The organism is Singulisphaera sp. GP187, assembly GCF_900129635.1.
Classification (GTDB): Bacteria; Planctomycetota; Planctomycetia; order Isosphaerales; family Isosphaeraceae; genus Singulisphaera.
The window spans coordinates 842,565-859,814 of sequence record NZ_FSRB01000003.1 but is presented as its reverse complement, the minus strand read 5'-3'; the positions used below and the strand labels follow the sequence as shown (position 1 = coordinate 859,814).

Below are 17,250 nucleotides of genomic sequence, written 5' to 3'. Positions count from 1 at the left end.
GGCGCTTCGATCGTGGAGTCGAGCTTGCACAGGCAGCTCAAGGAGCGGTATGGCCCCGACCTGGGAGGGCGCTCCGAGGTTTCGATCCAAGGCTTTCGGATCGATGCGATCGCGCCCGACGGGACCTTGATCGAGGTTCAGTCGGCGGCGCTCGGGCCGTTGCGGGAGAAGCTCCTCCGGCTTCTCCCCACGCAACGGGTGCGGGTGGTCAAGCCGGTCATCCTCACCCGCCGGATCATACGCCGCACGCGGAAGGAGGGCACGGAGTCGGCACCGCGGCTCAGTCCCAAGCGGGGGGCCCTGGTCGACGTTTTCGACGACCTCATCGGGCTCGCTCGGGTCTTCCCCGATCCGAACCTGAGCGTGGACGTGCTGGCGGTGGAGATCGACGAGGTTCGGATTCCACGACGGCGATGGCCGGGTTATGCCGTCGTCGACCGCCGGCTCCGGCAGATTGCGACCACGGTGACGTTGCGCCGGGCGAGCGACCTCTGGGCGTTGCTGCCGGAGGTTCGGGTGGGCTCATTCACCACCCTGGACCTGGCGGAGCAACTCGAGCGGCCGGTTGCATTCGCGCAGCGGGTCGCCTACTGTTTGCGGCTCTCGGGGGCCGTTGTGGCCCGGGGCAAGACGGGCAACCGGTTGATCTATGTCCCCGCCGCTCGGGGCACGGACGATTTCGCGTTGGAGAAGGTCGATGAGTGTTCTCGAGTCGTTTCGTCTTGATGGCAAGCGGGCGTGCGTGACCGGGGGGAGCCGTGGCCTCGGGTTCGCCATGGCGCGGGGCTTGGCCGAGGCGGGGGCTGACCTCGTCCTGGTCGGTCGCGACCTCGCTTCGCTCGAGCAGGCGCGCGACGACCTGGTTGCGACCGGTCGTCAGGTCGAGATTCTCTCGGTCGACGTCGGGTCCCCTGAGCCGAGCGAAGCCGGTGCGCACCGGGTGCTCGAGACTTGGGGACCGATCGACATCCTGGTGAACAATGTCGGTGGCCGGCGGATCGACGTCCCGACCGAGACGCTCGCGACGGTTGACTGGCAGCGGATCATCGACCTGAACCTCACCAGCGCCTTTGTGTGGTCGAAGGTGGTCGGCGGGTCCATGTTGCCGCGCGGTTGGGGCCGCGTGATCAACGTGGCCTCGATCTCGGGCCTGGTCGCCAACCGAGGGATTGGGGGACGGAGCTATGAGACGTCGAAAGCCGCCCTGCTCTCGTTCACCCGCGCCCTGGCCGCCGATTGGGCTCCCCGCGGCGTTACCGTCAACGCCATCGCGCCGGGGGGCTTTTTGACCGAGCCGAACCAGCGTTGGTTTCAGGAACGCCCCGAACTCCGCGAGACCTTCGAGCAGATGATCCCGATGGGCCGGTTTGGCGTGCCCGACGAGCTCGCCCCGCTGGCCGTCTACCTCGCCAGCGATGCCTCGCGTTATATGACGGGCGCGACCCTGGTGATCGACGGTGGCTACACCCTCTGGTGACTTCTTAGGCGAGCGCGGAGCGGATCGCTCCTTTTCCTCCCGTTCGCTATCCCTCCTCGCCCTGACTCAAGTCCCAAAAAATAGAGTGTTACACCTGTCACAGGCTGGGTGGTCGGCGGTAACTTAGGGAGAACCAGGTCGCACGTCTGAATTCTCGATGCCTCCATCCCATCTCGAATCGGTGAGGCTCTGATGAAGGATCCCCTGACGAACGTCGGTCCTGCGTCTGCGCCGAGGGACCCGCAACGAGGTACGCGGGGGCTGGTCTTCCGGCTCTACACCAGCAACCCATTTTACGTGATCAGTGCAGACCTTGTTTTCGTCGGTCTGCGGATGTCGTTCAACACCGAGGGCCAGACGTTCGAGACCTGGGCCTTGATGCTCGGCCTGGCGGGGTACACCCTGCTCTTGGCGGCGACGGCTTGCTGGTTGATTCGCCGTGGCAAGGTCTGGGACGACGCACGCAGCCTGCTGTTGCTGGTCGTGATGATGTTCCTGGCGATGTCGGTCACCTTCGATAACACCCTGAACGCGAACCGAGGGCTGGGGACCGCCTGTTTTATCGGAGGGTTCCTCTTTGCCGTCGCCGTCAGCGAAGGGCTTTTGAGGGGGATCCAGCTTGCGCTCCCGCTCTGGTTTCGGGGGCCTTATTACCTGATTCTCGCGCTTTTCTTTCTCTATCCGCTGGGTTTGCGTCCGCTCCTGAGCCAACCGGATGGCCCGGTGTTGCAATGGGCCTTGATTGGGTTCCCGACCCTGTCCGGGCTCTGCTTTCTCACGTTGGTCCCCGCCATCCGCCGAGGTCCGGAGTACGTTGTCGACAATGGAAGCCCTTGGCGATGGCCGCTCTATCCTTGGGTGTTGTTCGGACTGCTGGCGATGGCCGTCTGCGCGCGGGCGTCGTACCTCTGTGTTTCGTTTCATTTCGTCGACCGGACGATCCATGAAGCCACCAATAGCATCTTTGCGCCTTACTTCCTGATCCCGTTTCTGTTCGCACTGAACTTGCTGGTGTTGGAGGCCGGCATTGTGGCTCGGAACCGGGTCGTGCTCCGGACCGCCTTGCTCGTCCCCTTGGGGTTGCTGGGGCTGGCCGTGTTGGGGCACCGCCCCGACCCGGTCTATCAGCGGTTCCTTGAAATCTTCATGAATGGACTCGGCGGTTCACCGCTTTTCCTGACCACGATCGCGGCGCTGGCGTTCTACGGATTCGCGGCGGTTCGGGCCGTGCCGATGGCGTACAGCGGGGTGGCCGCATCGCTCGCCGCGCTCGTGGTGATCGGGCCGACCACGCTCGATCTGCACGGGCTGAAAACCCCGGCCGCGTGGCCTCTCCTGGCGATCGCCCTCCTTGAGGCCGGGATGGCCTACCGCCGCCGCGATTCCTGGCGAGGCCTGAGCGCCGCCGCTTGCACCGTGACCGCGATCGCCCTGGTCTTACCGGACGGGGTGCCGATCGCCAGGGCCTATCTCGTCTTCCAACTCGCGCTCGTCGCGATCCTGGCCCTGGGCGCGATCTTCAGCGACGCGCTCGCTCGACGGCTTCAACAGGTGGGCGCGGGGGTGTTGTTCCTGTCGGGGCTCGCCGTGATCTTGGGCGATTCGCGTCTCTTCGCAAACCCGCCGCAATGGCTCCTCGACGTGTACGTTCCACTCGTTGTTGCGATCGCGATCGGTTACGGTTTCACCGTGGGGAACCGACTCTTCTTTGTGGCCGCGGCGGCGCTCCTGGTTTCGTGGCTGACCGTCGTGGGCTGGCGGAGTTACTTGCTCTTGCGGCAGTTCATCGCGGGCCTTGATTTCATCGTGTGGGGCCTTGTTTTCTTTGTTCTGGCGGCCCTGATCAGCCTGAAAAAAGCCGGTGCCGCGTCGAAGAGGGACGTCGGAACGCGCACTCAGCACGAGTTGTAGACGACCGGTCGCCCGACTCGTCTCGCTGGAGAATCGGAGCGCAAGCGTACCGGTCGAGCCCGAGAATCCCCTCGCTCGGTGGCGTGCGGTCAGGTCAGACCCGTTTGGCCGTGCCACTGGCCTTCGACCGCTTCGAAGCTCGAAGTCCAGCGATTTGGATCCGCTGTCGCTTGAACCAGCGGCGGATGGGCTGGTGAAGCCGCAGGGCCAAGACCGAGGCGACGCTCAGTCCCAGCGGGGCGGCAAGGTTGGCGTATTCGACTTGCTCGTCGGTCGACGGAGTCTTGAGGTCGTCTCGCAAGACCACCATGGGCTCGCCGGGTTCGCTCGGCAAAGCTTCCATTCTGGTCGGCGCTTGCGGCCTGGACGTGATCGAGAACCCATGGAGCAGCATGGTGCCAAGGCCGCCCAGCCAGTCGGACGGCGATGCGATCACTCGCTCTGCCTCGATCGGTGCGCCGGGTTGCTCGTTCGCGACCAGTGCACCGACGACGGATGCAGGCGTTAGCGGGAGTTGGCTGGAGTTCATCGCAACATCGGTGGGATTGATCAGGCTCTCACCGCTGAGGTTGGAACGGACTTGCCCCAGGCTTTGGCCGTAGAGAATTCCTTGGAGGACGCCCGGAGTGTTGGCGGCGAGCGCCGTCGTTCCGGTCAGCGTTCCTGGGCCGACCGCCGAGACATGCTCGGCCCCGGCCGTGGGAGAACCGATCAACCCGCTCCCGAGAGTGAGCACGAGGCCAGTGCTGGTCGAGGAGGCCCCGAACGAGTTCAACTGTGTGGAAGTTCTCGGCGCGGTGTTCGCGGGAGCCAAGGGACCCGGATGGTCAAGACCCAGAGTCGGAGGCGGAACCGAGGACCCCGGAGGAACCGAAGACCAAGGCGAAACTGAGGACCCGGGCGAAACCGGGGTCACCGGCGAAACCGGGATCACCGGCGGCACCGGGATCACCGGCGGCAATGCGGGCTGACCTGCCGGGTTGAGCGGAACGGGACTAATGAGCGTGATATTCAGCGCGGGGCCTTGGCCAACGCCGTTGTCAAAAATCGAATCCGGCGCGATCGACTTCCTGAAGAGGGAGAGGCGAACGATCGCATCTTGCGATCCCGTAGCCTCGCAGCGCAGGTCGTAGACCCCGGTGGTCAGAAAGAGCGTCTTTGACCTGAGACCGGCCCCATTGCCCGAGAGAGTCGTGATCGTTCCGTCGCTTCCGATCGTCTGAATCAGGACCGAGTCGCTGGATGCGTTGCTCTCGATCGTGTAGTAGCCATCGGCGGGCACGACGAACCGGTAGCTGGCCGACGATCCGGCTTTGAGGGTGTCGGTGATCGTGACCGCGTCACTCAAGATCGTTCCCAGGTCATTTGCGGCCCGGGGTGGAGCGTTGGTTTTGACCGTCCAGCTTGTCAAGATCCCGGTCGGGACGGAGGCCTGGCCGTTTCCTTGTCCGACGGGAGGCCGTCCGGCAAGGTCGGTCACCCCGTTCACCGCGGGGAGCCGGAGGGTGTAATGCCCGTCGGGCAACGGCGTGCTAAACAGGAACGTGTACTGGCTATTGCTTCCCTTGAACAAAGTGGGCGCCAGCGACCAGACACGCCCCGTCTGGTCGACCAATTCCAGCCCTTGGAGCGTGATGTTGCCGCGCGAGTCGGTCACCGTCGCGAAGCTGGCAAGATCCATCGGGCCGGAGAAGACCAGGACAACTCCGGTCGGTCTTGGGTCCAGTGGGTCGGAATAAACGAGCTGGCTATCGAGCAATGAGGTGGGGGCGTCGGCGATCTGGGCCACGACATGGAGTCGGTAGGTGCCGTCGGCCTGAATCAGACCGGTCGATCCGAAGCTGCCGTTGACCGGGTTGTATCCGCCGGGGGTGCCGGGAACGTTATTCACGCTCGACACACCGAGATAATAGGTGCCGGGCGCAAGCCCCGCAAAAAGGTAGGGATCGAACGGCGCGTCGGAGAGACCGATGTCAGCGGTCTTGAGGACGCGACCCGTCGCATCGAACAGCGAGAGTACCGAGTTGAGCGTCCCATGATCCCGCTGAGCGGTGACCTCGGCCCCGAGCCGCCAGACGTGCCCGGGCGCCAATGTGAACTTGTAAAGCTGGTAATCGCCGAGGTTGGACCTGAGGTCGAGCGCCCCCGCGGTGGCGAGTTGAACCGGACCAAGTGTGCCCAGATTCGTTGCGTCGGCCAGTTTTTGGGGCGCCTTGGGCTGAGGAGCAGAATCGGCGGGGAGAATCGTGAACGTACTCAAGATCTGGTCGGTGCCGGGCGTGCTCAAGGGTGCGCCGGGCTCGCCGTTTCTTCCTATCCCGGTGAGGACCGAATCGCCGAGGAGCACGATCTGATACCGACCGGCGGGGAGCACCCCATCAATGCTCGAGGGAAGCGTCAAGCCCTCGTCCAACGGCTCGTCCCCCAATTGGAGTAAGCCGGTGTAATCCTCGAGCACGGATCCATTCGCATCGATCCGTTGCAACCCGATGTCCTGCCCCGCCAGAAAGAACAGAAAGGGTTGGTTGAACGTCACGTTCAACTCGGTCGGCGACTGGTTCAGGACCGAACCGGAGGCGGGCGTGGTCCGGACCACGCTGAGTGTGCTCAGGTCTCTTGGGGAAGACGCCTGCCCCTGACTCACTGCATCCGAACTCGTCAGCGCGGCGGGTGCAATCGGCCCGCTGCCCACGAAAGCCGTTTCCGCCGAAACCGCAAACAGGCGGCGCTCTTCGAGCGCTTCGAGCCGGGGCGTCCATCGGCTGGAGGGAACACGGGTGATTCGGATGCTCAGAGTCATGGTCGATCCGCGCTTCTTTGGCTTCGTGGCCATGGACTCCTGTCATGGAGTCGATGAGGGGGCGATCGAGGTGCACGCGGCCAGAGTGTAATTTCCCTGTCATCGCCTTGCGGGCGTCGGCCGTCGATTAAGCCATTCTAAGCAAATCCGGCTCGTCAATCGATCGTTCGGTTCCCGGTGGCGCATCATCGGGGGAACGTCGAATGTTCCCCCCTCGAAGTCTATGTCAGGAATCGCATAGCGACGAGAGAACCAGGAAAAGAGGTTGGGAGGTGTTGCTTTTGCTCAACAATATCGGGCTCGAACCCCAGAAAATTCGAAGTGGGTGACAGGTCGATGAAATGGATGGAGTCCCGCACCGCGAGGCCGACCAGGTTCGGATGGGTTTTGGGAGCTGGCCGCTGATCGACGGGTTCGAGGGTGTTGGTTTCTTGGGGATTCGATACGGGGTACCGGGAACGCGGATCGAGCCCCCTTGGGCGTTCGAAACGAAAAAAAAGCGACGGCGTCACCCGGATTCGGGAGACGCCGTCGCTTTGTCCCCGAGTCGGGCCGCCGCGAGGCGGCCCGGGCTCGTGGAACTTAGCTCAGAACTGGGGGGAGGACTTAATCGGGGCCTGCGGCGCGGGGTAGATGGCCGGGGCCACCTTGGCCGGAGCCTGGGGGCAAGGCAGAACCTTGCTCGGAACGATCTTGGTGGGAGCCTGGGGGCAAGGCAGAACCTTGCTCGGGGCGACGCAAGGGGCCGGGGCCACCTTGGTGGGAGCCTGGGGGCAAGGCAGGACCTTGCTCGGGGCGGCGCAGGGGGCCGGGATCACCTTGGTGGGAGCCTGGGGGCAAGGCAGGACCTTGCTCGGGGCAACGCAAGGAGCCGGGGCCACTTTGGTGGGAGCCTGGGGGCAAGGCAGAACCTTGCTCGGGCCCTGCGGCGACGCATAGGAACCGTTGTGGTGGCCAAGGCCGGTGGCGGTCAGAGCAAGAACCAAAAGTGCGCTGGTCATCGCGATGTCCTCTATGGAAAGAAAGAGCGTGTCGGTCGACGTCTCGATCGAGTCAGTAAGCAGACAATCCCCTGATGGTCAGGCTCGGCCGAAGTCGTCCAGCGGCCGAAGGCCATCACCACCGATCCTGTCGGGGCTTCTCGCTTTCGTTACCGGAATCAAACCGACTCGATTCGATCCCTGGTAAAACCTCGTCCCCAACCCGCAACGGGGACTCATCACACGTTGGCCTCGGAACGGTGGAGGAAGCTTTGGGCCAGTCATCTTGGCTGGCTCATCGTTTCACCCCAGGGGTGGCCAGCGTAGGTTATCGGCTCGCGCTCGCCCCGTGTTGAGTCAACTTGGCAAGATCGAGAAGATGACGCTTTGGCGAACTTTAGGGCCTCTGACGAGTTTCAAGACTCTAGGCGAAGAGTCTTCCGGATATTGGTCTACCTCCGGGCGCACGGATGCCGACTCATTGGTGGTGAGGTCTCGAGTACACGGACGTAAAGGCTTTGGCAACGCCCGCGCCGGCCTTGGCCGCCGGTGTTGGCGAGTCTAGAGTTAGAGCAAAGAGATGCGGTGGGGCGTCTATTCTATTGGTTTTCGGGAGGCAGCATGCGTATCGGCAACAGGCTCGGCGGCTCGGTCTTATGGTCGATCGTCGTCATGATCTCAGCGCCCTGGGCCTTGGGAGCGGGTGCGACGGAGCGGGTCGTGCAAGTCCCCCTTGGCGGTAGCCTGTCGGCGCAGTCAGGCGACCGCCATTTTGGTGTGTATGTCCCCACGCGGTTCGGGGGTGAGCTGACCATCGCGACGAACTCGGGGACGATCGGCAAGATCACCGGCCCGGACGGCAAAGAGCGGCGGAACGGTCAGGAAGTGGGGCTGAACCAGCAAGGCTGGTATTCGTTCGAAGTGATTGGGGCGGAGAAGCCCTATCGCGTCGAGACGGCGTTCGTTCAGGTCGGCCAGAGCGATCGCAAGGTCTGGAACTTCTATTACTGGCCCACCAAGTCGGACGCGATTCACGAGCCGTGGTCGGGCGGCAACGGCCGGGTCGACACGATGCGGGCGTTCGGTGACGACGAGATGGCCGCCACCCCGGGCGGTTATATCGCGCCCGGACAGGACATCGTTCGCGCCGGCCCCAACGGGATCCTCGAAACCCCCGTGGCTGCGGGCGACGACTCGACCTGGTTCCCCAACGAGTACGATGACCTCACGTACCGCGGGGCCGACGGCACGATCTACGCCACCCCTGCCCCGATGCTCAAGTACGACCAGCTCTTCAACTCCTCCGCACGCAGCTGGGAAGCGGCCAACAGCCAGAACCATGACATCCAGCGCTGGCCCGGCCACTGCCTCGGTGGGGCCGTCGCGTCGATCCTCCTGAATGAGCCGAACCCCGCGCCCGGATCGGGCATGACCAAGGACGAGTTGAAGGCCCTCTGGTCCGAGCTGGGCGAGAACCACCTCAACCACCAGATCGGCGACTATGCCAACGAGATCCCGGCCGGCCCCCCCCGCCCCGGCTACGATCAGTGCGACAGCTCGACCGCCAAGTTCCACCATATGATCGAGACTCACATCCGCGGCAACCGGAAAGCGTTGCTCGCCAACCTTCGCGCCTTCCCGCCCCGCGGCACGATCAATGAAGTCTGGAATCACGGCGTGGGGCGCTACACGGCGACCTACCATGCGATCCCGGGCAAGGGGCCTCGCGCGGTGCGACTTGAAGTGGCCCTCGAGGGGAATTCCGGGTCGAACCTCAACGAGCAGGATAACAAACCACGGGTCTGCAACTACGAATACACCCTGGTCTACGGCCTCGACGGCAACGTCGATCTCAACAACATCGCGAGCAACGACTGGATCTCGGTCGGTGGTGAGGCGCAGTATGCCCCGCTGAACATCCTTCAGGTGACGCTCACCCGATGGGCGGGCCACAACCCGTACGTGACTGAAGCCAACGTCAAGTCACTCGACCTGGCCAACGGCGGCGGCACCGGCCGGACCTTCGCGGGCGCTCCCCCGGTGTTCCGCCCGGTTGGCAACTATGAGGCAGGACGTCCCGCCATGGCGTCGAACCGCGGCGGTGACATCAATTCAGCGAGCGGCGACACCAGTAGCCTCCAGCCCCGACGGGGACTCTTCCGGATGTTCGGTCGTTGAGCATGGTCTTTGCCCCCCCTCCCTGTTTTGAAGCGAGAAGCCAGCCCGTCCCCGAGTCGTCCCCCACCGGGCGATTTGGGGACGGGCACATTGGTTTTCCGGTGGGGTTGAGTCTGCGGGCGGGCCGCCATCTCTCCGATTTCGTTATTTCCGGCAAGGTCGTTCAAGTTTCCCGCCGCGCCGGGACGATACCATGAGCACGCGGAGAAGTCCGCCGAGTTTCGCGAATCAGAGCGATCCTCAATGACGGTCCGAATCCCGCAAACCAGATACGCTTCCCTAGCTGACGTGGGGGACCCTACGATGTCCCGAGACAATGATCTGCAAACCTGGCCGGCGTCTCGATCGACGCGACAACCGTCGCGTGTGATGGTCCCGGTCTTGATTCAAGTGCCTGCGATTCCGTCTTTGACGAGATCATCCAAGCGCGTCTCGTTCCGAAACTTTCGACGGCCGGCCGCTCGACGCCGTCGGCTCCGTCGCGAGGTTCGGATGGCGGGCTACACACTATTAATGGCCAGCCCTCTGCTGTTGGCCTCGTTGATGCTTTGGGGAGGTCGGCCGACCGTTTCGTTGGCCTCGGCCCGGCCCCAGGTTGGGGAAGTACGCGACTGCGACGCGAAGGATCTCGCCGCGGCGTCGCGACCACCCGCAATCTCGATCTCGATCGAGCCTTACGGGCTGACGCCTTATGTGGAGGTTGAGTCTCCGGTCGTCTTGCCGGGCTACCTCCTGCCAGATGACGGTTGCGAGGACACGCACCATGCGGGAAGTTGATCAGGCTTTGGCTCGCGCCTATGCCCAGCGGGGGGCCACCGACCATTCCGTCGTTCCCCCCGCTCCTCACCTCCCGTCTCGCCCCGTCGAGCCGCCCGTTTCCCCGGGAAACGGGGCGGACCACGCCGAGACCGACGACCGTCGGGCGCAATACCCCGAACTCGTGACGCTTCAGTGGCCGGCCACGATCCGGACCCTGGAACGCGAGTTCGGTGACCGCTTCAACCAGCTCGCGGATGCCTTGATCGAGGCTCGTGACCGTCAGCACTTGAAGGTGCTCCTGTTCACGAGCTGCCACCGTGCCGAGGGGCGGACGACCCTGATCCTGACGTTGGCCCGCGCCCTGGCCCGACGTCCCGGCCGAACCTTATTGGTCGACGCCGACCTGACCGGCCCGATGCTCGCCCGCCAACTCGGTCTGCGCCCCAAGGTGGGGCTCGACGATGTGATCGAGAACGGGCTCGCGCTCTCTGATGCCCTGGTCGAGGCTCGTGACGATCACCTCACGATTCTGCCGCTCCGCGCACCGGTCGGTCACCCGCGTGAGTTTCTTGCGAGCCCGGCCTGGTCCTGCGCCCTGGCGCGGTTGCGCCGCGAGTATGATCTGGTGCTCCTTGACGGCAGTCCCCTCTTCGCCGGTTTGAGCGCGGCGGTCCTGCACCACTCGGTCGACGCCGCCGTCTTGGTTCATAGTCGGGCGCTCACGGGCGAACGTGCCTTGCAGCGTGCGCGCGAGGTCCTGGATAGCGGCGGTGTACCGCTGCTCGGCATTGCTGAGACGTTCGTCTGAGTTCCGTTTCCCTCGCAAGTCGAGCCTTCATTTTTATCTTCGCTCAGGCGGCCGTGGTCGTCCCCGGGCCGACGACCCCTGCGATGTCTCTTTTCGAAATCGCGGAGGTCCTTCGTTGTACGAGGCGCATTTCGGCCTGAGCGGTCGCCCTTTCGGCGAGACGGTGAGTACGTCGGCCTTTGTCGCATTGCCGAGCCGCGATACGGTCCTGCGTCGGATCCGCTATGGCCTCGAGCATGGCCAGGGACCAGCGCTGATCTTCGGCGCGTCCGGCACCGGGAAGACCATGCTGGCGCGAACCCTGGCGCGTGACCTCGGCGGTACGTCGGCTCACCTCGTTTTTCCCGCGATGCCGGGGGGAGAACTGCTCGCCCTGCTCGCCGAGGAACTCGGCGCCGGCGCGGCCGACGACACCACGGTGGCCGGTCCGCTCAAGCGACTCCGCCTCTGGCTCGCGTCAGCATCGGCGCGGGGGGAACGCCCGTTGCTGATCGTGGACGAAGCGCACTTGATCGACGATCCGTCGACGTTCGAAAGCCTTCGGCTCCTGCTCAACTTCGCGACCAACGGCCCCCCTGACCTTTCGCTCTTGCTCGTCGGCGGACCGGAAATCCTGCTTCGGATCCCCCCCGGATTAGCCGACCGCCTCACTGCGCGTTGCCTGCTCGGCCCGTTGACGGCCAAGGAGTCGGCTGCCTACCTCCTCGGCCGGCTCTCGATCGTCGGCGCCACCAGCCCCCTCTTCTCCCCCGAGGCGTTGGACTTGCTTCATCGTGCCGCGGACGGCATGCCCCGTCGACTCAATCGCCTGGCCGATCTCGCGCTCTTGATCGCCTATGCCGAAGGTCAGACCGGCCCCGACTCCCGCGCTGTCTCGATCGCGGCCCGCGAACTCGATTTCGATGGCATCGCCGCGTAATGAAATCGGAGTGATGCGACTCGCGAACAACCGTTCATGAACGAGTCTTCCGCCGCCGCCCGTCGGGCCAGGTTGGAGATGGACGCGGCAAGCTCTTCGACCGCTGGCGGCCGAGGATTCATGAGTCCTCCTTGAGCGTCCGCTCCAGTTCCCGTTGCAACTGTTCGCGGTCGGGCAGGTGAAGCTGATACTTGGACACAAAGAGCTTGTTGTCCATGCCTGCCAGGGCGTACTCGACCAGGGCATGGTCTTTCTGAGTGCAAAGCAGGATGCCGACCGGCGGGTTGTCTCCATCTGTCATCACGTTCTTGGAATACCAACTGACGTAAGTATTGATTTGTCCGATGTTTTCGTGGCTGAACGCTTGGAGTTTCAATTCGATCAGCACATGGCACTTCAAAACGCGGTGGTAGAACACCAGGTCGATGAAACCGTGCGAATCGCCGATCAGGATGCGCTTTTGCCGGGCCTCGAAACAGAAGCCGTGCCCGAGTTCGAGCAAGAATTCCTGCAACTTGTCCAGGAGTTGGTCTTCCAGGTGCGATTCACTCATCACCTCCCTCGATTTCAATCCGAGGAACTCGAAGATGTAGGGGTCGCGGATCGCCAGGCGCGGCTCCCCTTGCTCGGCGTTGGCCTGGGCGAGGCCGGCCAGCTTCGTTTTGTCGCGCGATAGGTTGGAGCGTTCGAAGTAGAGCGAGGCGATTTGCCGTTTCAGCTCTCGTACTCCCCAGTTGCCGCGGGCGCACTCGATTTCGTAGAAGGATCGCTTGAATGGCTCCTCGATCGCCAGCAACTCGGCAATGTGGCTGAATGAGAAGCTGGCGATCAGCTCCTTCCCCGTAAAACCGATTTCGGGAGGCGTCGACTCCCGAATTGGGATCGATGGGCTTCTTTCCGGGGAGGCGAGATGTTTGGTCAATTCGGGAGTCAGCGCCTCCCGAATGTGGGGATAGGTTTGATAGAACTGCCGATAGCGGCGAAGCTCGCGCTCCTCGGTCCGACTGATGCCAAGCCCAGTAAGCCGGATAGACAGCTTTGCCAGAAGCCTTTTACCGTATTGAGCCCGGTCCGCCCCGCGCTGTTCGTACTCGACGATATAGCAGCCGATGAGCCAATTACGGAGCGTGAGACTGACATTGACGGCGCGTCCGGCCTGGGCGGCGAGTTCCTCATCGACGCCGCGAATGGATAGGACGAGGGCGTCGAAGGTCAAACCCGAGACGTTCGCCGTGGGTTTTCTGGCTTTGCTCACGAGTGCCTCCGATTCTTGCCGGGTGGGCGTCCACCCGATCGCTTGGCCTGTGATCCACACAGCCTAAATCGCTGTAGTCTAGACCAGGCCACTCAACTTGCCAAGCTTAGTGCGTGTATTTTTGAACAGGGAACGACGATTCTTCCCGCGGGAAGCCCGGGTTGCGTTGCCACCTGAGCGGGTTTTGGCAAATTGCCTGCTTTCATTGCCATCAACTCTCCGTGGATTCCTCGTATTGAATCAGGCGGCAAGGTTCGACGCGCGCTGGTGAACCCTCATCTTCGTCGCCTTGGGCGAGGCATTTGCGTAAATAGCGGCAACCGCGGCATCGATCCGGCCCATGACTGGCATGGCTCGTCCGGATTCCTCCCCCCGATGCATAACCAAAAAGGACGAGCCACCGTGAACGGACCGAGATTCGCAACCTGGTTGAGTGCATTCACGCTGGCGACGTGTGGGTTTGGACCCGCGGCGCTGGCCCAGGGGGATCCCAACGCCCCGCCCGAGGTCGCGGGGATGCAGGTGCTGACCCGCGGACCGGTTCACGAGGCGTTCGCCGAACCCGTGGTGTTTGATCCGAAGGCCTGTCCGGTGATCCCGAAGCAACCGCCTCCGCAGGTGGAGGAGCTTCCTCCCGACCAGCAGCCCGAAGGGACCAACGTTCAATGGATTCCGGGTTACTGGAGTTGGGACGACGAGCGCAACGATTACCTCTGGGTGAGTGGAATCTGGCGTGATGTCCCCCCGGGCCGCCAGTGGGTCCCGGGCTATTGGAGCGAGGCCCAGGGAGGGTTTCAGTGGATCGCGGGCGCTTGGGTCCCCACCGCGCAGGAGCAGGTCGAATACCTGGCGGAGCCGCCGCAGAGTCTCGAAGTCGGCCCGAACGGCCCCTCCCCGTCCGCCGACGCCACCTGGGCACCGGGTTGCTGGTACTGGCAAGAGACCCGCTACGTTTGGCGGCCAGGCTTCTGGGTCCCGTTCCAACCGCACTGGCTCTGGGTGCCGGCGCACTTCGTTTGGACCCCCAACGGCTACCTCTACGTCAACGGCTACTGGGACCATCCGCTGGACACGCGGGGGCTGGCATTTGCCCCGGTTTACTTCCAGCAGCCGCTCTACGCCCAGCCGAATTTCGTCTACACGCCCAGTGTGGGGCTGCTCGCGACTGCGCTCGCGTCGAGCCTTTTCGTCCGGCCGTCGTACCAGCAATATTGCTTTGGCGACTACTACGCCGCGACCAACTTCAACTCGGGGATCTACCCGTGGTATTCGTACCACCAGAGCCGTTACGGATACGACCCCCTCTTCTCCCACTACGCCGCCGTGCACACGCGCCGCGATCCCCGCTGGGTCAACGGTCTCCACGAGGAATATCTCTACCGCCGCAATCACCCCGAATTCCGCCCTGCACGCACGTTCGTCCAGCAGCAGACAATCGTCAATAATGTGACGAATGTGAACGTAACGAATGTGAATGTGCGGAATGTTACCAAGGTGCAAAACCTGGTGATCGGGCGGCCGATTCACCAGATGGCGACGCTGGATCGGGGACCCGCGACGAAGCAGGACGTAGCGTTCCGCCAGAACCTGCGGTTTGAGCGGATCGATGAGGCTCGTCGCAAGGTGATTGCCCAGCAGGCTGGCCAGTTGAACCAATTCCGCCAGCAACGGATCCGTCAGGAACAGGAATTTGCCCGCCGACCGCAATCGGGCCCCCAAGCCAAGGAGCCGGGCAAGCGGGCGAATTTCCCAGATCAGCCTCGACGCATGGATCTCCCCCGATCGCCCGTTGCCTCCCTGCCCTTGAGGGACCGAGATCAGCCGGGACGCGAGGCGAACGCCGCCACGAAGGCGGCCCGCCAAGCGAACGCCGCCAACGCAGCTCAAGAGGTCATTCAGGCACGCGAGGCGACGAAGGCCGCCCGCCAGGCAAATGCCGCCAACGCAGCCCGCGAAGCGATGCAGACGCGTGAGGCGAACGTGGCGACGAAGGCGGCGCGGCAAGCGAATGCGGCCAACGCGGCGCGCGAGGCCATGCAGGCTCGTGAGGCGAACGCCGCTCGTGAGGTGATGCAGGCTCGTGAGGCGAACGCGGCGACCAAGGCGGCCCGCCAAGCGAACGCCGCCAACGCGGCTCGCGAAGCGATGCAGGCTCGTGAGGCGAACGCGGCGGCCCAGGCGGCCCGCCAAGCGAACGCCGCCAACGCGGCTCGTGAGGCGAACGCCGCCCGCCAGGCGAATGCGGCGAACGCGGCTCGCGAAGCGATGCAGGCTCGTGAGGCGAACGCGGCGGCCCAGGCGGCCCGCCAAGCGAACGCCGCCAACGCGGCTCGTGAGGCGAACGCCGCCCGCCAGGCGAATGCGGCGAACGCGAGGGCCCAGATGCAGGCACGCCACGCCCGTGACGCCGCGCCGCCGCCTGTCCCCACGCAGCCCAATCTGGACCTGAATCGTCGGCCGGGAACTCCCAACCAGTTTCGCCAACAGCGGCACGAACCCGATCCGAACCAACTGCCTCCTCAGTTTCGCCGAGGGATGCAGAACCAAGGTCGTCCGAACGCCAACTTGGAGGGAGCGGCCGTTCCCCCCAATGTCCGCGCGGCCCAAATGATTCACAATGACCAGCCGCGCCACGATGGAACCCCCAAGGCCCAGAAGAAGCGACAACGAGATTGAGCCGAACTCCCTCATTCCCGAGGTCGGTCCAACGAAACTCCTTGCCTCCCGTCCCGCGTTGCCTACCATGAGGAGTTGCAGTCGGTCGGCTCCGAAACGCCGTCGGAACCGACCGATCCTCTCACCCGGATCACCCCATGGATACGAAGGCGGCCCCCGCGATGACCCCCGAAGGCTCCGAGTCGGCCCTCCTCGATGGTGAACTCGATCGCATGACCGCCGAGCGACTCGCGGCGCGGTATGACGAAGTTCGCCGCCGGACCACTTCCATCTGCGCGCCTCTGGAAACCGAAGACTACGTCGTTCAGTCAATGCCCGACGCCAGCCCGGCGAAATGGCACCTGGCCCACACGAGCTGGTTCTTCGAAACATTTGTGCTCAAACCGGCCTCCGCCGAAGAAATTGGTTCGGAAAAATACTCGTATTTGTTTAATTCTTACTATAATGCGATTGGCGAACGAACGCCCCGCGGCGAGCGCGGACTGCTTTCACGGCCGACGGTCGCGGAGGTCTACCACTATCGCGAGGCCATTGACAAGCGGATGAAAACGCTCCTGGAACGGGCGGATCCGGCGCTCCTGGAACGTCTCGGGGCATCGATCGTGCTCGGCTTGAACCACGAGCAGCAGCATCAGGAGTTGATCCTGACCGACCTGAAATCGATGTTCGCACGTAACCCGCTTCGGCCTGTCTACCGTGAGTCGCGCGGGATCGGTGGAGCCGAGGCTTACCCGGTGCACTGGCTCCGGTACGAGGAAGGGCTGCGGCGGATCGGATCTGAGGGAACCGGATTCGCGTTCGACAACGAGCTGCCGCGGCACTCGGTCTTCGTCCAGTCGTTCCAGTTGGCCGACCGGCTGGTGACGAACCAAGAGTTTTATGCGTTCATCAACGACGGTGGATACGATCAACCCCGGTACTGGCTCTCGGACGGCTGGGCCGCACGGAACAGCCACGGCTGGACCGCTCCGCTCTACTGGGAACGGGACCAATCCGATGCCCGGCGGTGGCGGATCATGACTCTGGCCGGCCTCCGCGAACTCGAGCCGAACGAGCCGGTCTGCCACGTGAGCTATTACGAGGCGGATGCCTTTGCCCGCTGGGCGGAAGCGCGGCTCCCGAGCGAGGCGGAGTGGGAAGTCGCGGCTGAGGGCGTGGAGGTTCAGGGGAACTTCCTCGAAAATGAACAGTTTCATCCTCAGCCGCTCGCCGCGGCCAACGCTGAGGGGAGACTCGGCCAACTCTTCGGTGACGTCTGGGAATGGACGCGGAGCCCGTACAGCCCCTATCCCGGGTATCGCCCTGCCCCCGGCGCACTGGGCGAATACAACGGTAAGTTTATGTGCAACCAGTTGGTGTTGCGTGGCGGTTCCTGCGTGACGCCGCGCTCGCACATCCGGAGCACGTACCGCAACTTTTTCCCCCCCGATGCACGCTGGCAGTTCTCGGGGATTCGTCTGGCGAACGATGTCTGAGGCGAGCGGGAA

General features: G+C 63.9%; 12 protein-coding genes. 9 read left to right on the top strand and 3 right to left on the bottom strand.

Going from position 1 to position 17,250, the window contains the following annotated elements:
• Window positions 1-12: 12 nt before the first annotated feature.
• From BUS42_RS39485 to BUS42_RS39475, 3 genes are all read left to right on the top strand, one after another.
• Window positions 13-726, top strand: a complete 714-nt coding sequence (locus BUS42_RS39485) for a DUF8091 domain-containing protein (protein WP_074317027.1) — start codon at window positions 13-15, stop codon at window positions 724-726.
• A complete protein-coding gene (locus BUS42_RS39480) occupies window positions 698-1,477 on the top strand; it encodes an SDR family NAD(P)-dependent oxidoreductase (protein WP_074317025.1) in 780 nt (259 codons plus the stop codon). The genes BUS42_RS39485 and BUS42_RS39480 overlap by 29 nt, the downstream gene beginning before the upstream one ends.
• A 192-nt stretch (window positions 1,478-1,669) precedes the next feature.
• Window positions 1,670-3,388, top strand: coding sequence for a hypothetical protein (locus BUS42_RS39475; protein WP_074317023.1), 1,719 nt, complete (start codon window positions 1,670-1,672; stop codon window positions 3,386-3,388).
• 94 nt (window positions 3,389-3,482) lie between these two features.
• Here the strand turns inward: BUS42_RS39475 and BUS42_RS39470 are convergent, their stop codons facing one another.
• Together BUS42_RS39470 and BUS42_RS39465 are read right to left on the bottom strand one after the other, a co-directional pair.
• On the bottom strand, window positions 3,483-6,221 hold the full coding sequence (locus BUS42_RS39470; protein ID WP_254054098.1) for a hypothetical protein: 2,739 nt from the start codon (window positions 6,219-6,221) through the stop codon (window positions 3,483-3,485).
• Between the two features lie 554 nt (window positions 6,222-6,775).
• Window positions 6,776-7,189 (bottom strand): hypothetical protein, encoded by a 414-nt coding sequence (locus BUS42_RS39465; RefSeq protein ID WP_074317021.1) that lies wholly within the window; start codon window positions 7,187-7,189, stop codon window positions 6,776-6,778.
• Window positions 7,190-7,789: 600 nt separating this feature from the next.
• Between BUS42_RS39465 and BUS42_RS39460 the strand changes: the two genes are divergently transcribed.
• The 4 genes from BUS42_RS39460 to BUS42_RS39445 all read left to right on the top strand — a co-directional run bounded on the left by BUS42_RS39460 (window position 7,790) and on the right by BUS42_RS39445 (window position 11,832).
• Complete coding sequence (locus BUS42_RS39460) at window positions 7,790-9,346, top strand: hypothetical protein (protein ID WP_074317019.1); 1,557 nt, start codon at window positions 7,790-7,792, stop codon at window positions 9,344-9,346.
• Between the two features lie 492 nt (window positions 9,347-9,838).
• Window positions 9,839-10,123, top strand: coding sequence for a hypothetical protein (locus tag BUS42_RS39455; RefSeq protein ID WP_143206686.1), 285 nt, complete (start codon window positions 9,839-9,841; stop codon window positions 10,121-10,123).
• Entirely contained in the window at window positions 10,110-10,913 is an 804-nt protein-coding gene (locus tag BUS42_RS39450; protein ID WP_074317017.1) for a CpsD/CapB family tyrosine-protein kinase, read from the top strand. Before BUS42_RS39455 ends, BUS42_RS39450 begins: the two co-directional genes overlap by 14 nt.
• Window positions 10,914-11,028: 115 nt before the next feature.
• Window positions 11,029-11,832: an ExeA family protein gene (locus tag BUS42_RS39445; protein ID WP_254054097.1), complete on the top strand. Its 804-nt coding sequence runs from the start codon at window positions 11,029-11,031 to the stop codon at window positions 11,830-11,832.
• Window positions 11,833-11,950: 118 nt separating this feature from the next.
• Here BUS42_RS39445 and BUS42_RS39440 read toward each other — a convergent pair whose 3' ends face one another.
• Window positions 11,951-13,087, bottom strand: a complete 1,137-nt coding sequence (locus BUS42_RS39440; protein WP_216821135.1) for a PDDEXK nuclease domain-containing protein — start codon at window positions 13,085-13,087, stop codon at window positions 11,951-11,953.
• A 402-nt stretch (window positions 13,088-13,489) separates the two neighbouring features.
• Here BUS42_RS39440 and BUS42_RS39435 point away from each other — a divergent pair, with 402 nt between their 5' ends.
• Together BUS42_RS39435 and egtB are read left to right on the top strand one after the other, a co-directional pair.
• Complete coding sequence (locus tag BUS42_RS39435) at window positions 13,490-15,763, top strand: YXWGXW repeat-containing protein (protein WP_083671385.1); 2,274 nt, start codon at window positions 13,490-13,492, stop codon at window positions 15,761-15,763.
• 137 nt (window positions 15,764-15,900) lie between these two features.
• Window positions 15,901-17,238 (top strand): ergothioneine biosynthesis protein EgtB, encoded by a 1,338-nt coding sequence (egtB, locus tag BUS42_RS39430; protein WP_083671315.1) that lies wholly within the window; start codon window positions 15,901-15,903, stop codon window positions 17,236-17,238.
• Window positions 17,239-17,250: the final 12 nt, after the last annotated feature.